This window comes from Janthinobacterium sp. FW305-129, from assembly GCF_020858115.1.
Taxonomy (GTDB): Bacteria; Pseudomonadota; Gammaproteobacteria; order Burkholderiales; family Burkholderiaceae_D; genus Janthinobacterium.
In genome coordinates this window covers 709,588-731,721 of record NZ_JACYMM010000001.1, presented here as the reverse complement: position 1 = coordinate 731,721, position 22,134 = coordinate 709,588, and the positions used below count along the sequence as shown (strand labels likewise).

Annotated in this window: 13 protein-coding genes; 8 read left to right on the top strand and 5 right to left on the bottom strand. The window is 64.5% G+C overall.

Annotated elements, in window-relative coordinates:
- Positions 1 to 2: 2 nt before the first annotated feature.
- From IGS61_RS03105 to IGS61_RS03090, 4 genes are read right to left on the bottom strand one after another with little or no spacing between them, the layout of a single operon-like run.
- Positions 3 to 770: a DeoR family transcriptional regulator gene (locus IGS61_RS03105; protein ID WP_070223655.1), complete on the bottom strand. Its 768-nt coding sequence runs from the start codon at positions 768 to 770 to the stop codon at positions 3 to 5.
- A gap of 35 nt (positions 771 to 805) precedes the next feature.
- Positions 806 to 2,149: a D-tagatose-bisphosphate aldolase, class II, non-catalytic subunit gene (locus IGS61_RS03100; RefSeq protein ID WP_230538358.1), complete on the bottom strand. Its 1,344-nt coding sequence runs from the start codon at positions 2,147 to 2,149 to the stop codon at positions 806 to 808.
- Positions 2,149 to 3,111: an ROK family protein gene (locus IGS61_RS03095; protein ID WP_230538249.1), complete on the bottom strand. Its 963-nt coding sequence runs from the start codon at positions 3,109 to 3,111 to the stop codon at positions 2,149 to 2,151. Before IGS61_RS03095 ends, IGS61_RS03100 begins: the two co-directional genes overlap by 1 nt.
- Positions 3,098 to 4,234, bottom strand: coding sequence for an SIS domain-containing protein (locus IGS61_RS03090; RefSeq protein WP_230538248.1), 1,137 nt, complete (start codon positions 4,232 to 4,234; stop codon positions 3,098 to 3,100). The genes IGS61_RS03095 and IGS61_RS03090 overlap by 14 nt, the downstream gene beginning before the upstream one ends.
- Before the next feature lie 356 nt (positions 4,235 to 4,590).
- Here IGS61_RS03090 and IGS61_RS03085 point away from each other — a divergent pair, with 356 nt between their 5' ends.
- From IGS61_RS03085 to IGS61_RS03065, 5 genes are all read left to right on the top strand, one after another.
- The gene (locus IGS61_RS03085; protein ID WP_230538247.1) at positions 4,591 to 7,941 is read left to right on the top strand and encodes a TIM-barrel domain-containing protein; all 3,351 of its coding nucleotides are present in this window, start codon (positions 4,591 to 4,593) and stop codon (positions 7,939 to 7,941) included.
- A gap of 99 nt (positions 7,942 to 8,040) precedes the next feature.
- Complete coding sequence (locus tag IGS61_RS03080; protein ID WP_230538246.1) at positions 8,041 to 11,001, top strand: TonB-dependent receptor plug domain-containing protein; 2,961 nt, start codon at positions 8,041 to 8,043, stop codon at positions 10,999 to 11,001.
- A 491-nt stretch (positions 11,002 to 11,492) separates the two neighbouring features.
- Positions 11,493 to 14,540 carry a TonB-dependent receptor gene (locus IGS61_RS03075; protein WP_230538245.1) on the top strand — a complete coding sequence of 1,016 codons (3,048 nt, stop codon included), beginning with the start codon at positions 11,493 to 11,495 and terminating at the stop codon, positions 14,538 to 14,540.
- 66 nt (positions 14,541 to 14,606) lie between these two features.
- Positions 14,607 to 15,998: a Gfo/Idh/MocA family protein gene (locus IGS61_RS03070; protein ID WP_230538244.1), complete on the top strand. Its 1,392-nt coding sequence runs from the start codon at positions 14,607 to 14,609 to the stop codon at positions 15,996 to 15,998.
- 63 nt (positions 15,999 to 16,061) lie between these two features.
- Positions 16,062 to 17,324, top strand: a complete 1,263-nt coding sequence (locus IGS61_RS03065; protein WP_230538243.1) for a DUF3472 domain-containing protein — start codon at positions 16,062 to 16,064, stop codon at positions 17,322 to 17,324.
- A gap of 10 nt (positions 17,325 to 17,334) precedes the next feature.
- Here the strand turns inward: IGS61_RS03065 and IGS61_RS03060 are convergent, their stop codons facing one another.
- On the bottom strand, positions 17,335 to 17,847 hold the full coding sequence (locus IGS61_RS03060) for a hypothetical protein (RefSeq protein WP_230538242.1): 513 nt from the start codon (positions 17,845 to 17,847) through the stop codon (positions 17,335 to 17,337).
- Between the two features lie 250 nt (positions 17,848 to 18,097).
- Here IGS61_RS03060 and IGS61_RS03055 point away from each other — a divergent pair, with 250 nt between their 5' ends.
- The 3 genes from IGS61_RS03055 (at position 18,098) to IGS61_RS03045 (ending at position 22,131) form a co-directional block, all read left to right on the top strand.
- Positions 18,098 to 18,610, top strand: a complete 513-nt coding sequence (locus IGS61_RS03055) for a sigma-70 family RNA polymerase sigma factor (protein ID WP_230538241.1) — start codon at positions 18,098 to 18,100, stop codon at positions 18,608 to 18,610.
- Complete coding sequence (locus IGS61_RS03050) at positions 18,583 to 19,584, top strand: FecR domain-containing protein (protein ID WP_230538240.1); 1,002 nt, start codon at positions 18,583 to 18,585, stop codon at positions 19,582 to 19,584. The genes IGS61_RS03055 and IGS61_RS03050 overlap by 28 nt, the downstream gene beginning before the upstream one ends.
- A gap of 84 nt (positions 19,585 to 19,668) precedes the next feature.
- Complete coding sequence (locus tag IGS61_RS03045; protein ID WP_230538239.1) at positions 19,669 to 22,131, top strand: TonB-dependent siderophore receptor; 2,463 nt, start codon at positions 19,669 to 19,671, stop codon at positions 22,129 to 22,131.
- The last annotated feature ends 3 nt before the right edge of the window (positions 22,132 to 22,134 follow it).

The following is a 22,134-nucleotide window of genomic DNA, read 5'->3' as shown; positions in this document are numbered from 1 at the left end:
TGTTATTCCGCTATAAAAAGTTCGATGCCCAGCTTGTGCAGCCCTTCGCGGTATTCCTGGCTGATGCTGGCATCGGTGATGACGGTATCGACGCGGTCCAGTTGCACGATGCGGTGCAGGCTGACGCGGCCGAACTTGGAGGCGTCCGTGAGGACGATGATTTTCTTCGCCCGTTCCACCATCTTGTGGTTCAGGCTTGCTTCCGCTTCGTGGTGGGTGGTGACGCCGAACTGCAGGTCGAAGCCGTCCACGCCCAAAAACAGTTTGTCGAAGCTGTAGGCTTGCAAGCAGGTTTCGGCCTGGCTGCCCTGGATTGACAGCGACTGCTTGCGCAGCAGGCCGCCCGTGAGGATCAGGTCCACGCCGGGAGCGTCGGCCAGCTCCCACGCGATGTTCAGGCCATTCGTGGCCACCGTCACGCCAGTCGCATCGCGCAGATGGCGCGCCAGCGAGATGGTGGTGGTGCCCGAGTCGATGATGATGTTGTCGCCCGGTTCCACCAGCCGCGCCGCATACGCGCCGATGCGCTCCTTCTGCTCGTGGTTGATGGCATCCTTCTGGCGTATCGTGTGCTCGGGCGGCGGCGTGCGCGTCAGGGTCGCGCCGCCGTGGCTGCGCGTGGCCATGCCTTGCGCTTCCAGCGCATTCAAGTCGCTGCGGATGGTGACCGCGGACACGCCGAGCTTTTCCACCAGATCGGTCACCTGCACCGAGCCCTGCTGGGCAAGCATTTGGAGGATGGATTCACGGCGTTGGCTGGTATTTCGCATGGTGGCGGGCTCAGTAAAAAATGAAAATACCGAGCTTAACAGATTGCCGCTTCGGCAATGGCGGCCACTGCCGCATTGCGGTTGCAGGCGCGCGCATATTGCGCCAGCAAGCTGCCGATCTTGTGCTCGATCAAGGCCGGCGCCTCGGCTTCCAGGCTGCCCTGCACCACGGCCAGATACTGTTCCGGCAAATGCTGGCTCAGCAGCGGCAGCGGAATCGCCGCGGCGTCCAGGTTGGCCAGCAGCTTGCCGACGGCGGCCGCCACTTCCGGCTCGCCCCAGTAATAGCGGCAACGGTCGCTCAAGCCGTAGCGGCGCATCAGGCGCTGCTCGTCCGGCGTGCCCAGGTAATGCTTGATCCAGTTCTTCGGCTTGGCCACCATCACGTCGTCGAGCACCTGCATCAGCTGCGAGGTGGCGTGCGCCGGCAGCAGTTCTTCCTCGATCTGGCACAGGGCGAACAGCGCCTCGCGCAGGGCGAAGGTGGCGGCCGGGCCCACTTTCAGGATGGCGAAATGGTCGCGCACCATGGCGTGCAGGGCCGATTCGCGCTGGTAGTCGGTGGAATGGGCTTCGAACACGAGGCCGGGCTGCTCGGCGACGAAGGCCGACAGCTCGGCGGCGGCATCCGCATCGTAGTGCTGGATGCTGCTCTGGTCGAAATCGACGCCCGGCTGCACCACCATGGCGATGACGCGGCGCCATGCGTCGTGCAGGCCGTTGTCGAGGAAGGCGCGGCAATGCACGTCGAGGGTGCGGCGCGCGGCCTGTGGGCTGGTGACGGCGCCGGCCTGCGCCAAGGACGCTTCGCCGCCGGGAATCGGCACTTCCGTGCCGATCACGTAGACGGGCGGCGCGAAGCCGGCGGCGGCCGCCGCCGCTTCGGCGACGATGCACAGGCGCGCCGAACGGGCGGCCACGGTTTCATCATCGAGCTGCAGGGGGTCGTCGGCACAGCGCATGCTGCAATCGAGGTGGATTTTATGGAAGCCGGCCGACGCATACGCGGCGATCAGCGTTTCGGCGTGATCCATGGCGGTAGCCGCATCGAGGTGCTGCCAGGCGTTCGGACCCAGGTGGTCGCCGCCCAGCACCAGGCGGCTGGCGGGGAAGCCCTGTTCGCGGGCCAGCGCCAGCATGGTGTCGCGGAAAACGTTTGGTGTCATGCCCGTGTAGCCGCCGAACTGGTCGACCTGGTTCGACGTCGCCTCGATCAGCAGCACGGTGTCGTAGTCGCTGGCCACGCGCATGGCGGCGCGCAGCACGCTCGGATGGCTGCAGCAGACGGCGTACAAGCCAACGCGCTCGCCGCGGCGGTGCGCCTTGATCACTTGCTGGATGGGCGACAGGGTAAAAGTCGGGTTTTCCGCTTGCTTCATCATGTTGACGCCTTTATATGTTGTCGTATCAAAAGGGCCGCGCCGCGCGCGCCGCCGGCGTCGCCAAAGCGGGGCGGCAGGATGGGCGGCACGTGCACGCCGGGGAATAAATGGCGCCTGACGGCCGCCGGCAGCTTGTCGTACAGGTGCGGCAGCTTGGACAGGCCGCCACCGAGCACGATGACGTGCGGGTCGTAGGCCAGCACCAGGCCGGCCAGCGCGTGACCCAGCACGTCGAGGTGCACGGCCACCGTGCGCTGCGCCACGGCGTCGCCCATGTTGGCGCGTGCCACGATGGCCAGCGTGGCCAGCGGTTCTGTGCCTTCGCCGCCGAAATGCGCATATAACTTGCTCATGGCGGGGCCGGAGACATAGCGCTCCAGGCAGCCCGCCTTGCCGCACGGGCACGGGTATTCGGTCAAGCCATGCTGCGCCAGCAGGGTGGCGGGCAGGCTCCAGTGGCCCCATTCGCCGGCCACGCCGTTCAAGCCGCGCAGCAGCTGGCCGCCCACGCAATAGCCGCCGCCCGCGCCCGTGCCGAGGATGGCGCCGAACATGCTGGCGGCATGGTCGGCCGCGCCGCCTTGCGCTTCCGACAGGGCGAAGCACTGGCAATCGTTGCCGATGGCGACAGGGCGTTGCAAGGCTTGCTGCAGGGTTTGCGCCACCAGGCGGCCGTTCAGGGCCGGCACGTTGGAACTGAGCTGGCGGCCGCTGGCGCTGTCGATCACGCCGGGCAAGCCGATGCCGACGGGCGCCGTCGTACCCAGGGCGGCGTCGCCGCGCGCCACCAGGCCGACGATCGCTTGCACGAAGGCGCTAAAATCGTCGCCCGGCGTGGCCACCCGTTCGCGGAACACCTCGGCCAGCGCGCCGTCGCGGTCGGCAAAGGCGACCAGCTCCATCTTGCTGCCTCCGATGTCGATGCCGTGGTAGCCGGCCGTGTGATTAGAATTGGTCATGGCCATAGATGGTGACGCCCTGCACGACACGGTTGACGATGCCGCCGGCGAATGGATTGTCGGGGCGCAGTTGCAGCAGCGCGGACTGGTGCAGCGCATATTGTTGCGCCATCAGCAGCCACAGCGGGGCCAGCCAGGCGTCGGGCCAGGCCGGAGCGTCGGCTGACAGGTCGCCGCCGATGCCTACCGTCAGGCACGCCTGCGCCACGCTGTCGCGCTGCAGTTCTTTCAATAGATCGTCTTCATACTGGCGCGCCAAGGGTTTGCTGCTGCGCAGCAGGATCACCAGGGACTCCGTGGTGACGGCCGATTTCGGGCCGTGGCGGAAGCCCAGCGCGGTATTCGCCATCGCCATCACGCGACCGCCCGTCAATTCCAGGATTTTCAATGCCGCTTCCTTGGCCAGCGCTTCCAGCGGACCGCTGCCCAGGTAGACGACGCGCTGCACGGGTGTTGATCCCAGCTCTGCCACGGGAGCCGACCAGTCGCGCAAGGCTTGTTCGCCCAGCTGCGCCAGGCTCTCCAGGCGCGCCACGTCGACGTCCTTGCCCAGGACCGACAGGGCCGCCAGCAGCATGCTGCTAAAGCTGCTGGTCATGGCGAAGCCGCGGTCGCAGCTGCCTTCCGGCATCAGCAGGTTAAAGGTACTGCTGTCGTTGGCGCCCTGGCGCGCCAGCTTGCCGTCCGCGTTGCAGGTGATATTTAAAAAGCGCGCGCCGGGCACGACCTGGCGCAGCAGTTCCACGGCCGCCAGGCTTTCCGGGCTGTCGCCGCTGCGGGCAAACGAGACGAGCAGGGTGGGCGCATCCGCTTCCAGGTACAGCTCGTGGTGCGTCAGCAGGGTGGTGGTGGCGATGGCGCGGATCTGCGCGGGCCAGGCCGCATTCAAGGTGTCGACGACGATTTCGCCCACATACGCCGAGCTGCCGGCGCCCGTCAGGATGACGCGCTGCGCGGGATTGGACAGCGCGTCGCCCAGGAAGGCGGCCAGGCTGGCTTGCTCGTTGCGCAAAATGCCGGCCAGCGCGCGCCAGATGGCCGGCTGGTGGGCGATTTCCTCGGCCGTGTGCAGGCCGCCGATGTCGCGCCAGGTTTGAATGTCACGCTGAAGAAGGGTAGTCATGGAGTGTCAGTAAAGTGTTTGTTGGAGAAAGCATAAATACTAAATTTCGAAAAGTCAAATACGAAAGTAAAACGAAAGTAAATTGTTTTGCAGCTTGCGAAATAATGTCGTCGTATTGGTGTTTTTCTGGACCGAAATCATGTTGCGGTGCCGCATGAAACACAGTCGTGCTGCCGCCTGTCGCTGAAATGCGACGATAACGAAAGTATGTTTTGTGACATTTTGGTGAAACGTAAGAAAAATGCGTCAATTCTGGGCGTTTTATTAATAAATTGCTGCTTTAACTTTCTTTTTGTTGACGATGTTTATTTTTCTTCTTAAAGTAATTTCATTGAATCACTTCTGAAAGCCAGCAGATGAAACCTCTCCCGCTTCCCCGCCGCGCCCTTGCCGCCTGTGTCCTCGCCGCCCTTGCCACCCTGGCTGTCCCTGGCTTGCAGGCCGCGCCCATCGGCAATCTGACAAGCCTGAGTGCCGTGCGTGCGGCCGACGTGGCCAAGGGCGAGGCGCTGGGCTGGGATCTGCGCAGCGACACGGGCATGCAGCTGCGTATCAGCCTGCCGCAGGCGGACGTGCTGCGCATTCAGGCGGGCGGCAAGGCCGGTTTGACGGGAGCGGGCGACAAGGCCGCGCCCATCGTCGTGGGCCAGCCGGCCGCGCAGGTGGCATATGAGATCAGCGAGCAGGCCGACCATATCCTGATCGGCACCGAAGCCCTGAGCCTGCGCATCGACCGCAAGCCCCTGCGCTTTACCTTGTACCGCAAGGGCGACGCAGTGCCGCTGTGGCGCGAAGTGCAGCCGCTGTCGCTCGACGACAAGCAGGGCGTGCAGGTGCTGTCGAGCCTGCCGGGTGAGCGCTATTTCGGCGGCGGCCAGCAGAATGGGCGCTTCGAATTCAAGGGCAAGCAGGTGCCCGTGTCGTATTCGGGCGGCTGGGAAGAGGGCGACCGTCCGAATCCCGCGCCATTTTTGATGAGTTCACGGGGCTGGGGCATGCTGCGCAATACCTGGTCCGACGGCAATTACGATTTGCGCGACAAGGAACAGATCTCGCTGCAGCACGCGGAAGGGCGCTTCGATGCGTATTTCTTCGTCGGCAAGGACTTGCGCGACGTCGTCGCCCGCTACACGGACTTGACGGGCCGCGCGCGCATGCTGCCCCGCTGGGCGCTCGAATACGGCGACGCCGACTGCTACAACGATGGCGACAACGTGAAAAAGCCCGGTTCCGTGCCGAAGGGCTGGACGGACGGCCCCACCGGCAAGACGCCGGACGTGGTGGAAAGCGTCGCGCGCCAGTACCGAGACCACGACATGCCGGGCGGCTGGATCCTGCCCAACGACGGCTATGGCTGCGGCTACACGAACTTGCCGGAAACGGTGAAGGGCCTGGCCGGCTATGGCTTCCGCACGGGCCTGTGGACGGAAAACGGCGTCGACAAGATCGCCTGGGAAGTGGGCCAGGCGGGCAGCCGCGTGCAAAAGCTGGACGTGGCGTGGACGGGCAAGGGCTACCAGTTTGCCATGGATGCGAACAAGTCGGCCTACGACGGCATCCTGAACAACTCCGACAGCCGCCCGTTTTTGTGGACGGTGATGGGCTGGGCCGGCATCCAGCGCTACGCCGTGGCGTGGACGGGCGACCAGAGCGCCAGTTGGGATTACATCCGCTGGCACATTCCGACCCTGATCGGCTCGGGCCTGTCCGGCCAGGCGTATGCGTCCGGCGACGTGGATGCCATCTTCGGCGGCAGCCCGGAAACCTATCTGCGCGACTTGCAGTGGAAAAGCTTTACGCCCGTGCTGATGGGCATGTCCGGCTGGGCCGCGGCCGAGCGCAAGCACCCGTGGTGGTTCGATGAACCGTACCGCGACATCAACCGCCGCTATCTGAAACTCAAGATGCGCCTCACGCCGTATATGTATACCCTCGTGCGCGAAGCGGAACAATCCGGCGCGCCGCTGGTGCGCGGCCTGATGTGGGATTACCCGCAAGACCCGGCCGCCTACACGGAAGCGTATAAATATCAATTCCTCCTGGGCCGTGACGTGCTGGTGGCGCCCGTCTACCGCAGCCAGGCCGTCAGCGGCGGCTGGCGCAAGGGCATTCATTTACCGCAGGGCACGTGGTACGACTACTGGGATGGGCGCCAGGCCACGGCCGGCGCGAAAGGGCGCGACCTCGATATGCAGGTGACCTTGGACAAGCTGCCCGTGTTCGTGCGCGCCGGCGCCATCCTGCCCATGTACCCGGAAATGCTGTACGACGGCCAGAAACCGAAGGATCAGCTGACCCTCGATATCTACCCGCACGGCGATTCCGAATACACCCTGTATGAAGACGACGGCAACACGCGCCAGTACCAGGGCGGCGCCTTCAGCCAGCAAGTCATCCGCATGCGCCAGACGGGCGGCGACGTGCAGGTCGACATCGGCGCCGTCGATGGCAATTACCAGGGCCAGGAAGCGCGCCGCGGCTATGCGCTGCGCATGCTGGCGGGCCAGCGCCCGGCAGCCGTCAAGGCGGGCGAACGCCTGCTCGCGGTGTCCGCCGATCGTGCCGCCTACGACAAGGCGGTCGAAGGCTGGTATTTCGACGCGGCAGACAGGCAAGGCACCTTGCACGTAAAAGTGGCGGCGCAGGATATCCGCCAGTCCCTGGCCTTGCAGGTGGCCGGTGCGCAGGCCGTGGCGCGACTGGACGCCGACTTCCCCGCCGCGCCCGTGCCGGGCCGCGCCTTGCCGGCCGACGCCATGCAGGTGGTGGCGCGTCCGGCGGAAGAAAGCGGCTATCCGCTGGAAAACGCATTCGACGGCAAGCCCGAGACGTGGTTCCGCACCGTGCGCAGCCCGTCCGTGAAAAGCGGTCCGCACGAATGGGTGATCGGCTTTACGGAACGGCGCCTGGTGGACGGCATCGAACTGGCGCCGCGCAACGACCAGCACTGGAAGCATGGCCAGGTGCGGGATTACGAAATCTACATCGGCGACAACAACGGTGAATGGGGCGCGGCGCTTGCGCGCGGCACCTTGAAACTGCAGGAAGGCAGGCAGACGATCAATTTCCCCGCCACGGCCGGGCGCTTGCTGCGCTTCCGTGTCATGAGCACGCAAAATCCGGAAGGCGATGGCGCGGCGTCCACCGACCCGATGGTGACGGCGGCGCAAACGGGCCCGGTGGCGCGCGCGTTCGACGCGGCGCTGGCCACCGACGTGGCGCCCGTCACCTTGTCCGCCTTCCGCGTGCTCGAGCACCGCGTGGCCGAAGGAGAAGAGGTGCAGCGCTACCTGTCGGACCTGGCGCTGCCGAAGAACATCGCGAAAGACCGGCCGGCAGGCAAGGCGGCCGAGATGCGCATGAACGGGCTGTGGTTCCGCAAGGGCCTCGGCGTGGGGCCTGCCAGCCGCATCGACTTGCAGCTGGCGGGCAACTGGAATCTGCTGCGCGCCGACCTGGGCGTGGACGATAGCTGCCGCAGCGCCGGCGGCTTGCAATTCCAGGTCTGGAGCGGTGAGCGGCTGCTGTATGACAGCGGCCTGGTCACGGCTCCCGGGGTGGTCAAACCCGAGATTGACGTGCGCGGCCTGAGCCAGCTCAGTTTGCGCACCCTGGGCGCGCGCGGCGCCCACCCGGCCCAGGTCTGCGGCAACTGGGCCAACGCCGTACTGACCGGCACGGAAGGCGCGACAGTCAAGCCGCGCTAACCGCAATCACTTCATTTCACCAAATCGAGCCCCTCTTTGGACCGGGGAGGGGCTCTTGCAGCCTTACGAAAACAAATCACTTATAAAAGGGAGTCGGGAATGCACTTGAAAAAACTGATGGCCGCCATGGTGGCGGTAGGATTGTGCTCAACTGCGCTGGCATCAACGGCGCTGGCGGCGGAGGAGGAAAAACTGGCGCGCGTCGAAGTGACGGGCTCCAGCCTGAAACGCATCAACGCGGAAACGGCGTCGCCGGTGCAGGTGATCAATGCCAAGCAGATCGAAAACATGGGCGCGCTCACCTTGCTACAAGTGCTGGACAACTTGCCCGCCGCCCGTCCGGCGCAGCAGGACTTCCGCTCGATGTTCACGGGGTCCGACGGCGGCTCGCAGGCGAACTTGCGCGGCATGGGCGCGCAGGGCACGCTGGTACTGCTCAATGGCCGCCGCCTGTCGTTCTACGGCGCGCCGGCCGGCTTCCAGACCATGTTCGTCAATATCGACGCCATTCCCGCCGCCGCCATCGAGCGCATGGAAATCCTGACGGATGGCGCGTCGGCCGTGTATGGCTCCGATGCAGTGGCCGGCGTCATCAACGTGATCACCAAAAAATCGTATCAAGGCCTGGAAGCGCGCGCCAACGGCGAGTTTTCGCCCAGCGTAAAGGCGTATGGCGAGCGCCAGGCCAGCGTACTGTATGGCCTGGGCGACCTGGCCAGCGACGGCTACAACATCTACGGTTCCGTCAACGTCTACCAGCGCGACCGCATCGCGCTGGCCGATACCTGGCAGAAGCGTCCCTCGTATTTTTATGCGAACAATCCCAATTTCATCCCGAACATGCGCGTGGGCGTGGGCAGTGAGCCGGGCGTGATGAATCCGGGGACCTTCTTTGTCTTCGACAAGGCCAACAACAATGCGCGCACCCAGCGCGCCGCGCCCGGCTGCAACACCAGCATCACCGAAGCGTCGGGCACGCGCTGCGTGTGGAATGCGCTGCCCAACCAGCTCGACACGGGCCCCACCTCGGAGCGCGCCACGGCCTACCTGAGCGGCCGGCTGAAACTGGGCGGCGACATGGAAGCGTTCGCGGAAGGCGCCTTCACCCACATCAAGATGCGCGGCGAGAATGGCCCGTCCAGCTTCAACAGCGGCAGCACGAACAACTGGTTCGCGCGCAACACGGGCAATACCCTCAATACCTTCGCCACGCCTTTCCTGAGCCCGAACAACGTCTACCTGAAGGGCAAGCTCGATGCCGATATGCTGGCCAAGATGGGCGGCGCGGCCGGCTTGAACTATCTGCTGCAGGATGCCACGGGCCACTTCGGCCAGAAGAACGTGGATGAAAACTACCGCGCGCTCGTCGGACTGCGCGGCAGCATCGGCGGCGGCTGGGATTTTGAAACGGCGCTCAGCGTGGCGGGCAGCCATTCGACCCTGTTCCAGACGGCGAATATCAACATCAATGGCTTCAAGCAGGCGTTCGGCCCGTTCACCAAGGACCCCGTCAGCGGGCGCACGTATATCTCGGACAATCCCGCCTACAAGTTCGGCGAAATCAGCGAGGCCAATGCGGCGCTGGTGCGCGCCGCCTATCCGACCTTCGCCATCGAATCCTGGACCAAATTGATGACGTGGGACGCGAAGCTGGAAGGCACGCTGTTCAAGCTGGGCGAGCGCGAAGTGCGCGCCGCTGTCGGCACCAACGTCATGCGCGAGAGTTTTCTTACGCCCGGCAACGCGGATGCGGCCAATGGCCTTATCACGCAGCAGGGCGGCTCGTGGTTCGACGGCAAGCGCACCATCGCCGCCGTGTTTGGCGAGGTGGTGGTGCCGCTCAGCGACACCCTGGAAGTCAATGCGGCCGCGCGCCTGGACAAATACCCGCATTTTTCCGCCAACCTGGCGCCCAAGCTGGGCGTGATCTGGCGCGCGCGGCCCGACCTGATGCTGCGCGGGACGTATTCGGAAGGCTTCCGGGCGCCCAACCTGGCTGAATCGGGCTCGGGCGGCGTCTTTGCGCAGGTGGGCGGCATCCGCGACACGGTGCGCTGCGATGAAACGAATGCCATGGCGCGCGCGCTGATGAAATCGAAGGTGGCGACGGATGCGGACCTGGGCAAGAGCCTGCTCAATTCGAACTGCTCGACGACGGTGGGCGGCCTGACGCCGCCGAACCAGAACCTGCGTCCGGAAAAGGCCAAGATTTCCACCGTGGGCCTGGTCCTGCAGCCGGCCAAGGACGTGAGCATCTCCATCGATTACTGGTTCATCAACCGCCGCGACGAAATCGTGCGCCAGGACTTCAACGAGCTGTTTACGGAACTGGTGGACAAGTACGGCCCGAGCCTGGCCGGCACGTCCAGCGCCATCCGCAACGACCTGACGGACGCGGACCGGGGCAATATGGCGGCGGTGGCGGCCATGTGCGCCAATCCCGTCAATGCGGGCGTGTGCGCGGGCGGCGTGCCGAAGTATTCCGTGGGCAACCTGGGCGGCTTGATCAACTCGTATTCGAACCGCGGCCGCACCCTGATGGACGGCGTGGACATCGATGCGCGCACGCGCTTTGCGCTCGGCGACTGGGGCAAGCTGAGCACGGGCATCGCCGCCACCATCCGCAAGCGCGACACCCACGACAGCGAAGACGGCAGCGATATCAAGGGCAATACCGTCGGCTACTACGATTCGCCGCGCTACCGCGCCACGGTCAATGCCGACTGGAGCTACCGCAACTTCGTCAGCAGCGTCTTCATCAACTATTCGGGCAAGACGCGCTGGGCCTATGGCCCCTGGGACAAGGACAACACGCCGGAAAACTGCACCGCCGCCTCGGTGGCGCTGCCGACCGGCCAGTGCAAGGGCGCGCCGTCGTACACGACGGTCAACCTGGCCTTCAGCTGGAAGCCGATCAAGAACCTGGACGTGGGCCTGAACGTGAAAAATGCGTTCAACAAGCAGCCGTACTACGACCCGAACGGCTGGGAAGGCTACAACCATAGCCAGGACCTGTTCGGACGCCAGTTTGCGCTCTCGGCCAGCTACAAGTTCTTTTAAGGCGTGACGCCGCCCCGGCCTGCCTGCGGGCCGGGGTATTGCCATGAAAAGAAAAATGCAATATTCCGAAATGCGCAATACGAAAGATAAACGTAAGTGAAAGGCGATTGGCCTGTCGTCTTTCGCGTTTTTCTCTCCCCATTACTGCGCGAATTATGCGCTTCCGACGGCCTCCTTGCGTGCGCGTGTATCTGTCACACCACGATAACGAAAGTTATCTGCGGCGTTGATCATTAAATCGAAAGATAAATGGCATTTATTTGCTCGTTTTAGAGACAAATTTGCGTTATGGCTTTCTTTTTATTGACGATACTTATTTTTCTTTTTAAAGTATTCCCAAGAAAACGAAAATCAGCCGAAACGGACTGATTTCCCGGAAGGGACGGCTGCCTGGCTCTACCTTCCGACGCTCACCATAAAAATTGCATCCCCCCGACTTCTCCCTGGAGCGGGGAGGGCGCGTATAACCCTCGATATAGACGGAGAGACACATGCATACCACCCGACTCAAATTGCGCGACATCAGCCGCGCCGCCGCGATCGTGATCGCCCTGGCGGCCGGCGTGCCAGGCCAGGCCTGGGCACAGTCGAACGCCACCAGCACCATTTTCGGCGAAGTGAGCGCGCCCGCCGGCGCCACCGTGGTGCTGGAAAACCTGGCGACGGGCGTGCAGCGCAGCCTGACGCCGGATACGTCGGGCCGCTATGTGGCCAACTCCATGCCGCCGGGCCGCTATGCGGTGCGTGTGCTGCGTGCCGGTTCGGTGGAAGCGTCGCAGGAAGTCGAAGCCCTGATCGGCGCGGGCGCGGAAGCGAACTTCGGCCCGGCCAGCGCGGCAGGCACTGTGGGCCAGGAGCAGACCGTCGTGGTGAAGGCGTCGCGCAATCCGATCGACGTATCGAACACGAACAATGGCGTGATCTTCACGGCCAAGGAATTGAAAGCCTTGCCGGTCGGCAACGATGTCGCCTCCATCGTGCAGCTGACGCCGGGCGTAGCGCGCGGCACCAACAGCGTATATGGCAATGCGCCGTCGATCGGCGGCTCGGGCCAGTCCGAAAATGCGTTCTACGTCAACGGCTTCCCCATCACTAACCTCCTGACCCAGGTGGGCGCCTCGGAGCTGCCGTTCGGCGCGATCTCCAACCTGCAGGTGCTGTCGGGCGGCTACGGTTCGGAATTCGGCCGCTCCACGGGCGGCGTGATCAACATCACCACCAAGAGCGGCGGCAACAAGGTCGAATTCGGCGGCAAGGTCTCCATCATCCCCCGCTCGCTGAAGGGCACGACGGAAAACCGGTATTACCCGAACACGGGCGCCAATCCGGAGACGGATGGCACCTTGAAGTACTGGAACCGCGATAACGGCAGCACCAGCAAGGTCGTCGGCTTGTACGGCAGCGGACCGCTGATCAAGAACAAGCTGTTCGCCTTTGTGGCGCTGGAACAGACGCGCACGGACGGCGGCGCCGTCGCCGGTGCGCGCGACGACCTGGTCGACAAGGTGCTGCCGAACGGCTGGCGCGAGAGCAAGAGCAAGGTTGACCGCATGATGGCCAAGCTGGACTACAACCTGACGGACGACCATCACTTTGAATATACCAAGCTGTATGACCGCACGACGACGGACAGCCAGAGCTATGGTTTCGACTATGCCACCTTGAAACGCAACAACGTGCCTGGCGGCGGGAGCGAGACCACCATCAACTGCTGCGGCTCGTCGGCCGCGCCGGGCGCGAATGTCGACATCTTCAAGTACACGGGCTACCTGACGGACAACCTGACGGTGACGGCGATGATGGGGCAGTCGCGCACTTCGCACCGCCGTACCCCAGAAGGCTACAATCCGCTGCTGGCGCAAACGTCGTCGAATGAATCGACCCAGGTGCCTGGCCTGACGTACACCAATCCGCAAACGGTGACCGGTACTCTGGTCGACCCGTCGTCGGAAGACCGCCAGAAGGCCAAGCGCCTGGACCTGGAATACAAGCTGGGCAAGCATTCGCTGCGCGGCGGCATCGACCGCATCGACGTGGAATCGAAAGTGGGCCTGAGCCTGGCCGGCGGCTACCGCTGGAAATACCAGAAGGTCAAGGATGCGACGCTCCTGATCAACGGCGCCTTTGAAACGCCGGCCCAGGGCAACGGCTACGGCAAGGATGGCTATTACGTCAGCAAGGAATTGAACGCCAACCTGGCGCGTCCGACCAGCGTGCAATCGGCGCAGTACATCCAGGATCACTACCAGGTCACGGAACGCGTGCTGCTGGACCTGGGCCTGCGCCGCGAACAGTTCACCAACTACAGCACCGATGGCGTGGCCTTCATTTCGCAGCGCAACATGATCGCCCCGCGCGTGGGCGCCACCTGGGATTACCTGGGCGACGGCACCCTGAAATTCTTCGCCAACGGCGGCCGTTACCACTTGCCGGTGCCATCGAATTTGTCGAGCAACATGGCCAGCCCCTTCCTGGCCACCAGCGAGATGTTCACCTATACGGGCGTCGATCCCGTCACGGGCGCGCCGACGGGCCTGCACGCCATCAGCAAGCCGTATTCGGCCAACAACGCGTATGGCCAGAGCCGCGATGCGCACGAAGTGACGGCCGTCGGCCTGAAGCCGCTGTCGCAGGATGAATTCTCGCTGGGCTTCGAACGCGCCCTGAGCAAGAAACTGGTGGTGGGCGCCAGCTTCCTGTACCGCAAGCTGAACGACACCAACGACGATGTCTGCGACGAGCGTCCGCTGCAGGCCTGGGCCACGCGCAACGGCGTCGACACGGGCAAGTGGAGCGGCTTCCAGTGCGCCATCATCAACCCGGGCCGCGACAACAGCCTGATGGTGGACTTTGACGATGGCAAGGGCCTGCGCCGCGTGGATATTTCGGCGGCGGAGTGGGGCAACCCGCTGCCATCGCGCACTTACCGCGCCTTGAACATGTTCATCGAGCACCCGTACACGAATGGCTGGTACGGCAAGCTGACCTACACCTTGTCCGGCCTGAAGGGCAATATGGAAGGCCAGACGGACAGCATCGGCGGCGGCGACGTGGGCCTGACGGTGAGCGACGACCACAAGGAATTGATGTACAACGCGTATGGCTACCTGCCGGGCGACCACCGCCACGCCTTCAAGGCGTATGGCTTCATGCAGGTCATCCCGGACGTGACGGTCGGCGCCAACCTGTCGCTGACCTCGGGCGCACCGCGCAACTGCATCGGCGCGCTGCCCGACAACCTGAGGTTCGAGAAAGATTACGACGATTCCTACTTCTATTGCAATGGCAAGCCGGCGCCGCGCGGCAGCCAGGGCCGCCTGCCGTGGCAAGCCCAGCTCGACATGAATGTGGCCTATACTCCCAGCGCCGTCAAGGGCCTGAGCCTGAAAGTGGACGTCTTCAATGTGTTCAACAGCCAGACCGTGACCCGCTATACCGAAACGCGCGAAGACCATGGCGCCATCTCCCGCAATTACCTGCAGGTCGATGGACGCACGGCGCCGCGTTCCGTGCGCTTTACGGCTGAATACACCTATTAAACTGCAGCCGGCCCGCTGCAAGGCGGGCCGGCGACGATCATTACCAACGGAAGCGAGTAGAGACCAATGACAACACAAATCAATCGACGCAATTTCCTGTCCGCCAGCGCCGCGCTGGCCGGTGGCGCCATGGCCGGCAGCGCCTTGCTGCCTGGCGACGCCAGCGCCGCAGCTGCCGCCGGCCGCGACAAGGTCCGCCTGGGCCTGATCGGCACGGGCATGCGCGGCCAGGTGCTGCTGGCTGAACTGGTGCGCCGCGACGACGTCGAAGTAGTCGCCCTGTGCGATATCGAGCCGATCATGCTGAAACACGCGCTGGGCCAGGTGGCCAAAGCCGGCAAGCCGCGTCCGCGCACGTATGGCGAAGACCGCGACCAAAAAGCCTACAAGCGCATGCTGGACGCGGGCGGCCTCGATGGCGTGATCATCGCCACGCCATGGGAATTCCACGCACCGATGGCGATTGCCGCCATGCAGGCGAAAATCGCCGTCGGCTGCGAAGTGGTGGCCGGCATCACCCTGCAAGACCACTGGGATGTCCTGAATACCCAGCTGAAAACGGGTACGCCCTACATGTTGCTGGAAAACGTGTGCTACCGCCGCGACGTGATGGCTGCGCTGCAGATGGTGCGCGCGGGCCTGTTCGGCGAACTGCTGCACCTGCAGGGCGGCTACCAGCACGATTTGCGCGCCGTCAAATTCAACAGCGGCAATCCGGCCAAGCCGTATGGCGGCGGCGTGGAATTCGGAGAGAAGGGCTGGTCGGAAGCCCATTGGCGCACGCAGCACTCGGTCGAGCGCAATGGCGAACTGTATCCGAGCCACGGCATCGGCCCATGCGCCATGTACACCAACATCAACCGCGGCAACCGTTTTACGCGCATCAACGCCTTCGCCACCAAGGCGCGCGGCTTGCACGACTACATCGTCAAGCAGCCGGGCGGCGCGCAGCATGCGAACGCCAAGGTCAAGTTCAAGCTGGGCGACGTCGTCACCACCACCCTGGCGTGCGAAAACGGCGAGACCATCATCCTGCAGCACGATACGAGCCTGCCGCGCCCGTATTCGCTGGGCTTCCGCGTGCAAGGCACGGACGGCCTGTGGATGGATTTGAACAACTCGATTCACATCGAAGGCGTCAGCAAGCCGCACCAGTGGGATGATTTCAAAGCTTATCAGGACAAGTATGAGCACCCGGTCTGGCGCAAGTACGCGGCGCAAGCCGAGGGCGCGGGCCACGGCGGCATGGACTTCTTCGTCATCCACGCCTTTGTCGAAGCCTTGAAGGCCAGCGCGCCGATGCCGATCGATATCTACGATGCCGTCACCTGGAGCGCCATCACGCCGCTGTCCGAGCAATCGATCGCCGCCAATTTCCAGACCCTGGACTTCCCCGACTTCACGGGCGGCCAGTGGAAGTCGCGCAAGCCGATCTTCGCCCTCGACGGCAAGTACTAAGCCTGAACGACCCGCTACCGCGCCTGCCGCCGTAGCGGTTTTTTTCCATCCCGGGAGACGTTGATGAAACACAGAAGTGCATTACTTCATTCAGTCCTGCCCGCCATGCCTTTGCTGGCCGCCTGCCTGGTCATGCCCGTGGCGTCCGCGGCGCCCGCCACCGTGGAACTCGCCGGCAACGCCTTCATCACCAGCGGAGACAAGGGCGCCGTCATCAACGAACATGGCCTGGCCGGCTGGAGCAATCCCGCTGCCGTCGCCAGCACCTACTTCCGCGTGGCCGAAGCGGGCCCCGTCCAGGTGGCGCTCGATGCCAGCCTGGCCGATGGCGGCAACAGCACCATCCGCGTGAAGATCAACGGCGCGCCGTTCGACGTCAGGCTGGCCGGCAAGGACCGCAAGACTTACGCCGTCGGTACGGTCAATGTGCCGGCGGCCGGCTATGTGAAGGTGGACTTGCAGGGATTGACGCGCGCAAAGGCCACGTTCGGCGACGTCGCCGCGCTGAAGGTGACTGCGAACGCGGCGCTCACGTATGCCAACGACCCGGCCAATTACTACTGGTCGCGGCGCGGACCGTCCGTGCACATGGGTTACACGGTGCCGGCCAATACCGAGTACTTTTATAACGAAATGACGATACCCAAGGGCCAGGACGCCATCGGCTCCTATTTCATGGCCAACGGTTTTGGCCAGGGCTACATGGGCATCCAGGTGAAGTCACCGAGCGAGCGCTGGGTCCTGTTCTCCGTGTGGGACGCCGAGAATGGTGCGAAAACCACCCTGGTCAGCAAGGGCGCCGGCGTGGTCGACAACGCGTTTGGCGGCGAGGGCACGGGCGGGCAAACCTACCTTTCATATAATTGGACGGCCGGCACGACGTACCGTTTCATCACGCGCGCGCGGCCCGACGGCAAGGGCAGCAGCGATTATTCGGCCTGGTTCTTTGCGCCGGAAACGGGCCAGTGGCGCTACATCGCCACCTGGAAGCGGCCGGCGATTTCCACCTATTTGACGCGCGTGCATTCCTTCCTCGAGAACTTCATCGATACACTGGGCTACACGGAGCGCCGCGTCCAGTTCGGCAACCAGTGGGCGAGGAACGTTGCCGGCACCTGGTCCGAAGTGACGGCGGGGAGGTTCACCGGCGACGCCACGGCCACCAATGCGCAGCGCATGGATTATGCGGGCGGCCTGGAAAACGGCAGGTTCTACCTGCATAACGGCGGCTTTTTTGCCGATGTCGTGAAAACCGGCCAGAGCTTCACGCGTCCGGCCACGGGCCAGGCGCCCGCCGTCGACGTGAGCGCCTTGCCGATGCAATAGGCATTGATCCTTACCCCGGCCGCTTGCCCACCATCGCTTCGATGCCGCGATAGTAAGTGAGCGGGCGGCCTATCGTCACTCCCATCAATGCCGCCGCCTGGATGATGTCGTCTGTATCGCGCCGGTACACGACCAGCGCATCCATCTGGTCGGTGCCGTTGCCGTCGATCTGGATCAGGTCATAGCCGCCTTCGTCCACGGCGCGCTGCGCCAGTTCCGCGTCCAGCCACTCGAAATAGGGCAGCGCGCTACCGTCGCCTCCCTCGAGCATTGCGTACGGGAAGTCGGGGAATTCGTCGAACATGTCCTGTATCTGTTCGTGCAGCTCATCGAGCTTGTCGCCCGACGCCATATAACCAGCCAGGTGCCAAAGGATCGCCACCGCGTAGGCATGCGCATCGCTGTCGATCCATTCGTCGCGCGGAGCGGAGGGCGCAGCGGTGATGGCGGTGACGGCTTCGTCGAGTTCCTCGCCTTCCAGTTCACCGCAGGTCAGCTTGGTCAGCAGTTCAGATAACAGCATGTTTGCCTTTCAATAGTGTGGATGCATGGCCAGGGAGGCCTGCTTGTTGAGGTGTTGCCAATACTATCATTGCCGCGTATCTGGGCGCGCTCTGCAGAACTTGTAATGTGGGCTACGCCACCGGAGACGATCAGCAAGGAAATGTTGGAAAGAAGCGCGTCAAACAAGCCTTTGCAGGGCGCTTGCGCCGCAGCCCCGCATGGATATAGAATGCGAATCATTATTATTTGCGAACCAGGGAGTATGCGACGTGTCGGCTGCCCAACCCGGCGTCCACCAGGAGGTGGGCAGCCTGTATCACGAACACCACCGCTGGCTGCAAGGCTGGCTGCGGCACAAGCTGGGCAATGCGTTTGACGCGGCCGACGTGGCGCACGACACCTTCATGCGCCTGCTCAATCGCGAAGAAAGCATCGCCGCCCGCGAGCCGCGCGCCTTTTTGACGACGGTGGCCAAGGGCGTGCTGGGCAATCTGTACCGCCGCCGCGACCTGGAAGCGGCCTACCTGGAAACCCTGGCCAGCCTGCCCGCGCAATGCGCGCCCGATCCCGAGGCGCAAGCGATCCTGCTCGAAGCCCTGTTCGATATCGACCGCCGCCTCGACGGCCTGGCGCCTGCCGTGCGCCGCGCCTTTCTGCTGTCGCAGCTCGATGGCATGCCGCAGGCGGCCATCGCGCTGGAACTGAATGTCTCGCTGGCCACCGTGCAGCGCTATCTGGTGAAGGCCATGCACCAGTGCTTCTTTTCCCCGTCGGCGCCGTGATGGGCGGCTTGACGCCGGAAGCGGCCAGCTTGCAGGCGGTCGAATGGCTGGTGCGCCTGCAGGCCGGCGATTGCGCGCCCGAAGTGGAGCAGGCCTGGCGCGCCTGGCGCGGCAGCGACCCGGAAAACGAGCAAGCCTGGCAGCATGTGGAAGGCTGCATGGCGCGCATGCGAGCCTTGCCGGCGCCGCTGGCGCACGGCACCCTGGCGCGCAAGCCCGCGCATGCGCAGGCGAATGCGGCGCGCCGGCAGTCGCTCAAGCTGCTGGCGCTGCTGGCCGTGGGCGGGGGCGCATGGCTGGCGGGCGGCGACGAGCAGGCGCGCTTCTGGCTGGCAGATTACCGCACCGGCACGGGCGAATTGCGCCGCCTCGTGCTGGCAGACGGCACGCGCATCACCCTTGGCACGGCTACCTCCATCGACGTGCGCTATGACGCGGGTCAGCGCCTGGTGACGTTATTCAAAGGCGAGATCATGATCCGCACGGCGCGCGACGTGGCGGGCCGGCCGTTTTTCGTGCAAACGGCGCAAGGCCGCTTGCAACCGGTGGGTACGCGCTTTGCCGTGCGCGCCGGCGGCGAGTCCACGCGGCTGGGCGTGTTCGAAGGCGCCGTCGATATTCTGCCGGAACGGGCGCCCGCCGCCGCGCGCCGGTTGCAGGCGGGCGAACAAGCGACGTTCACGGCCGGCCGCGTCGGGCCCGTCGAGTCCCTGCCTGCCGGCGCGGACGCCTGGACGGCTGGCATGCTGGTGGCGCACGACATGCCGCTGGCCGATTTTATCGGCGAGCTGGCCCGCTACCGGCAGGGGCGCCTGGCCTGCGATCCGGCCGTCGCCCATCTGCGCGTGTCGGGCATCTACCCGCTGGCCGACACGACGCAAGTACTCGACATGCTGGCGCGCACCTTGCCCGTCGACGTGCGCCAGACCACGCGTTTTTGGGTGACCGTGATGCCACATCGGCAGCATCCATAATTATTTTCTGAAAAGTGAGGGGTTTTCGATTTTCGCGTGACATAGCAAGTGAACCCTTCATTCACTTTCAGGAAAACAGTCCGCATGCCCAGCACAACACCTATTTACGCTTCTTCCATTTCCAGCACATGCCGCCGCAGCGTGGCGGCGCTGGCCGTCAGCCAGGCCCTGTGGCTGCTCGCCGCTGGCGGCGCCTCGGCCGCCGCCCCCGTTGCCCAGGCAGCCAATGCGGCGCGCATCGAGTTGGCGATACCCGCCGGCACCCTGGAACAGGTGCTGGTGCGCTTCGGCCAGGAGACGGGCACCATGATTTCCTACCAGGCCGCCGCAGTGGCGGGCAAGCGCAGCGCCGGCCTGGCGGGCAGCTACAGCGTGCCTGCAGCGCTGGGCGCCATCGTCGCCGGCTCGGGCTTGCGCGCAGTGCCGCAGGCAAATGGCGGTTATGTGCTCGACGTGGCGGCGGCCGATGGCGGCCAGACCATGCCCGAGATGAAGGTCAGTGCCAGCGCCGATGCGCATGGCGCGACGGAAGGCAGCGGCTCCTATACGACGCAGACCATGCGCTCGGCCACGCGCCTGGGCTTGTCGGTGCGCGAAACGCCGCAAGCCGTCAGCGTGGTCACGCGGCAGCAGATGGATGACCAGAACCTGCAAACGGTGGAAGATGTGCTGCAAAACGCGGCCGGCGTGGCCATCAACCGCTACGACAGCGACCGTACCTCGTTCTTCGCGCGTGGCTTTTCCATCGCCAGCTACCAGTACGACGGCATTCCCACCACGGTCGACAATGCGTTCAGCGTGGGCGACAGCACCCTGGACATGACGGCTTACGACCGGGTCGAGATCGTGCGCGGCGCCACGGGCCTGCTGACGGGCGCGGGCGAGCCGTCCGCCACCATCAACCTGGTGCGCAAGCGCGCGTCATCGAGGCAGCTGGCCGGGAATGCGGCCCTGAGCCTGGGTTCCTGGAACAATGCGCGCGCCAGCGCCGACCTGTCCACGCCCCTGAGTGCGGACGGCAAGGTGCGCGGACGAGTCGTCGCCAGCTACCAGGACAGCGAATCGTATGTGCACCTGTATCACGCCAAGAAAGCCATGGCGTATGCCACCATCGAAGCGGACCTGGCGCCGGGCAGCGTGCTGATCGCCGGCTATGAATACCAGGATAACCGCCCGCGCGGCGGCATGTATGGCGGCTTGCCGCTGTGGTATGCGGATGGCGAACGCGCCACGCTTTCCCGCTCCGCCACCACGGCGACCACCTGGAGCCGCTGGTTCAGCACCAGCCAGACGGCCTTTGTGCGCCTGGAGCAGGAGCTGGGCAGCGGCTGGAACCTGACGGCCATGCTGAATCACGGCTGGGGCAATTATTCGGCCGCCGAGCTTTTCGCCAATACCTGGCCGGACAAGGCCACGGGGCAAGGCGTGACGGGCTACGCCGGTTTTTACGCTGGCACGCGGCGCCAGGACAGCGTCGACGCCTATGTGCAGGGCCCCGTGCAGCTGCTGGGCCGCACGCACGACCTGGCGTTCGGCGTCTCGGGCAGCAACCAGTTCTCCAGCTATCCGGGGATTGCCGGCAGCAGCGTCGATTACGGCAATTTCTACCAGTGGCAGGGCGTGGCGCCGGAACCTGACTGGAATGATCCGAGTTTCTCGCGCTGGCAGCTGCTCGACACGGTGCAGCAGCGCGGCATCTATGGCACGGCGCGCTTTTCGCTGGCGGATCCCTTGAAGCTGATCGTCGGCGCGCGTTACAGCCGCTACAAGGCGGACCACGTCGATGACTGGGGCGGCAGCTACGCCTATGCCAAGCACGCCGTCACGCCGTACGCGGGCCTGGTGTGGGATATCGATGCACAGCATGCGCTGTACACCAGCTACAGCAAGATATTCAAGCCGCAGGGCTACCAGGACCGGTTCGGCCGCTACCTCGATCCCGTACAGGGCAAGAATGTGGAAGCGGGCGTGAAGGGCGAGTATTTCGGCGGCAGGCTCAATGCGGCGCTGGCCGTGTTCCGCATCGCGCAGGATGGCCTGGCGCAGGAAGACACGGGCCGTTTCGTCGGCAATTCGCTGACGCAGGCGTACTACGCGGCCTCGGGCACCACCAGCAAGGGTGTGGAACTGGACGTGTCGGGCGAGCTGGCCAAGGGCTGGAACGTCTCGGCCAGCGTGTCGCATGCGGCGGCTGAGGACAACACGGGCGCGCGTCTGAACAGCTATGTGCCGCAGACCCTGGCGCGCGTGTTTTCCACGTATCAGCTGCGTGGCGACTGGCGCGCGTTATCGGTGGGCGGCGGCGTGAACTGGCAGAGCGGCGCCTACCGCGACGCCACCGGGCCGACGGGTACGCAGCGCGTGGAGCAGGGCGGCTACGCCGTGGCCAGCCTGATGGCGAAATACGCGCTGTCGCGCCAGCTGTCGCTGCAGGCGAACATCAACAACGTGTTCGACAAACATTACTACAGCCAGCTTGGCATGTACAACCAGGGTTACTGGGGCGCGCCGCGCAATGCCAGCGTCACCCTGCGTTACCTCTTCTGATGT

Bases quoted from the DNA above. Each gene is read 5' to 3' on its own strand.
- IGS61_RS03105 (WP_070223655.1), bottom strand. From the start codon at position 770: ATGCGAAATACCAGCCAACGCCGTGAATCCATCCTCCAAATGCTTGCC.
- IGS61_RS03100 (WP_230538358.1), bottom strand. From the start codon at position 2,149: ATGAAGCAAGCGGAAAACCCGACTTTTACCCTGTCGCCCATCCAGCAA.
- IGS61_RS03095 (WP_230538249.1), bottom strand. From the start codon at position 3,111: ATGACCAATTCTAATCACACGGCCGGCTACCACGGCATCGACATCGGA.
- IGS61_RS03090 (WP_230538248.1), bottom strand. From the start codon at position 4,234: ATGACTACCCTTCTTCAGCGTGACATTCAAACCTGGCGCGACATCGGC.
- IGS61_RS03085 (WP_230538247.1), top strand. From the start codon at position 4,591: ATGAAACCTCTCCCGCTTCCCCGCCGCGCCCTTGCCGCCTGTGTCCTC.
- IGS61_RS03080 (WP_230538246.1), top strand. From the start codon at position 8,041: ATGCACTTGAAAAAACTGATGGCCGCCATGGTGGCGGTAGGATTGTGC.
- IGS61_RS03075 (WP_230538245.1), top strand. From the start codon at position 11,493: ATGCATACCACCCGACTCAAATTGCGCGACATCAGCCGCGCCGCCGCG.
- IGS61_RS03070 (WP_230538244.1), top strand. From the start codon at position 14,607: ATGACAACACAAATCAATCGACGCAATTTCCTGTCCGCCAGCGCCGCG.
- IGS61_RS03065 (WP_230538243.1), top strand. From the start codon at position 16,062: ATGAAACACAGAAGTGCATTACTTCATTCAGTCCTGCCCGCCATGCCT.
- IGS61_RS03060 (WP_230538242.1), bottom strand. From the start codon at position 17,847: ATGCTGTTATCTGAACTGCTGACCAAGCTGACCTGCGGTGAACTGGAA.
- IGS61_RS03045 (WP_230538239.1), top strand. From the start codon at position 19,669: ATGCCCAGCACAACACCTATTTACGCTTCTTCCATTTCCAGCACATGC.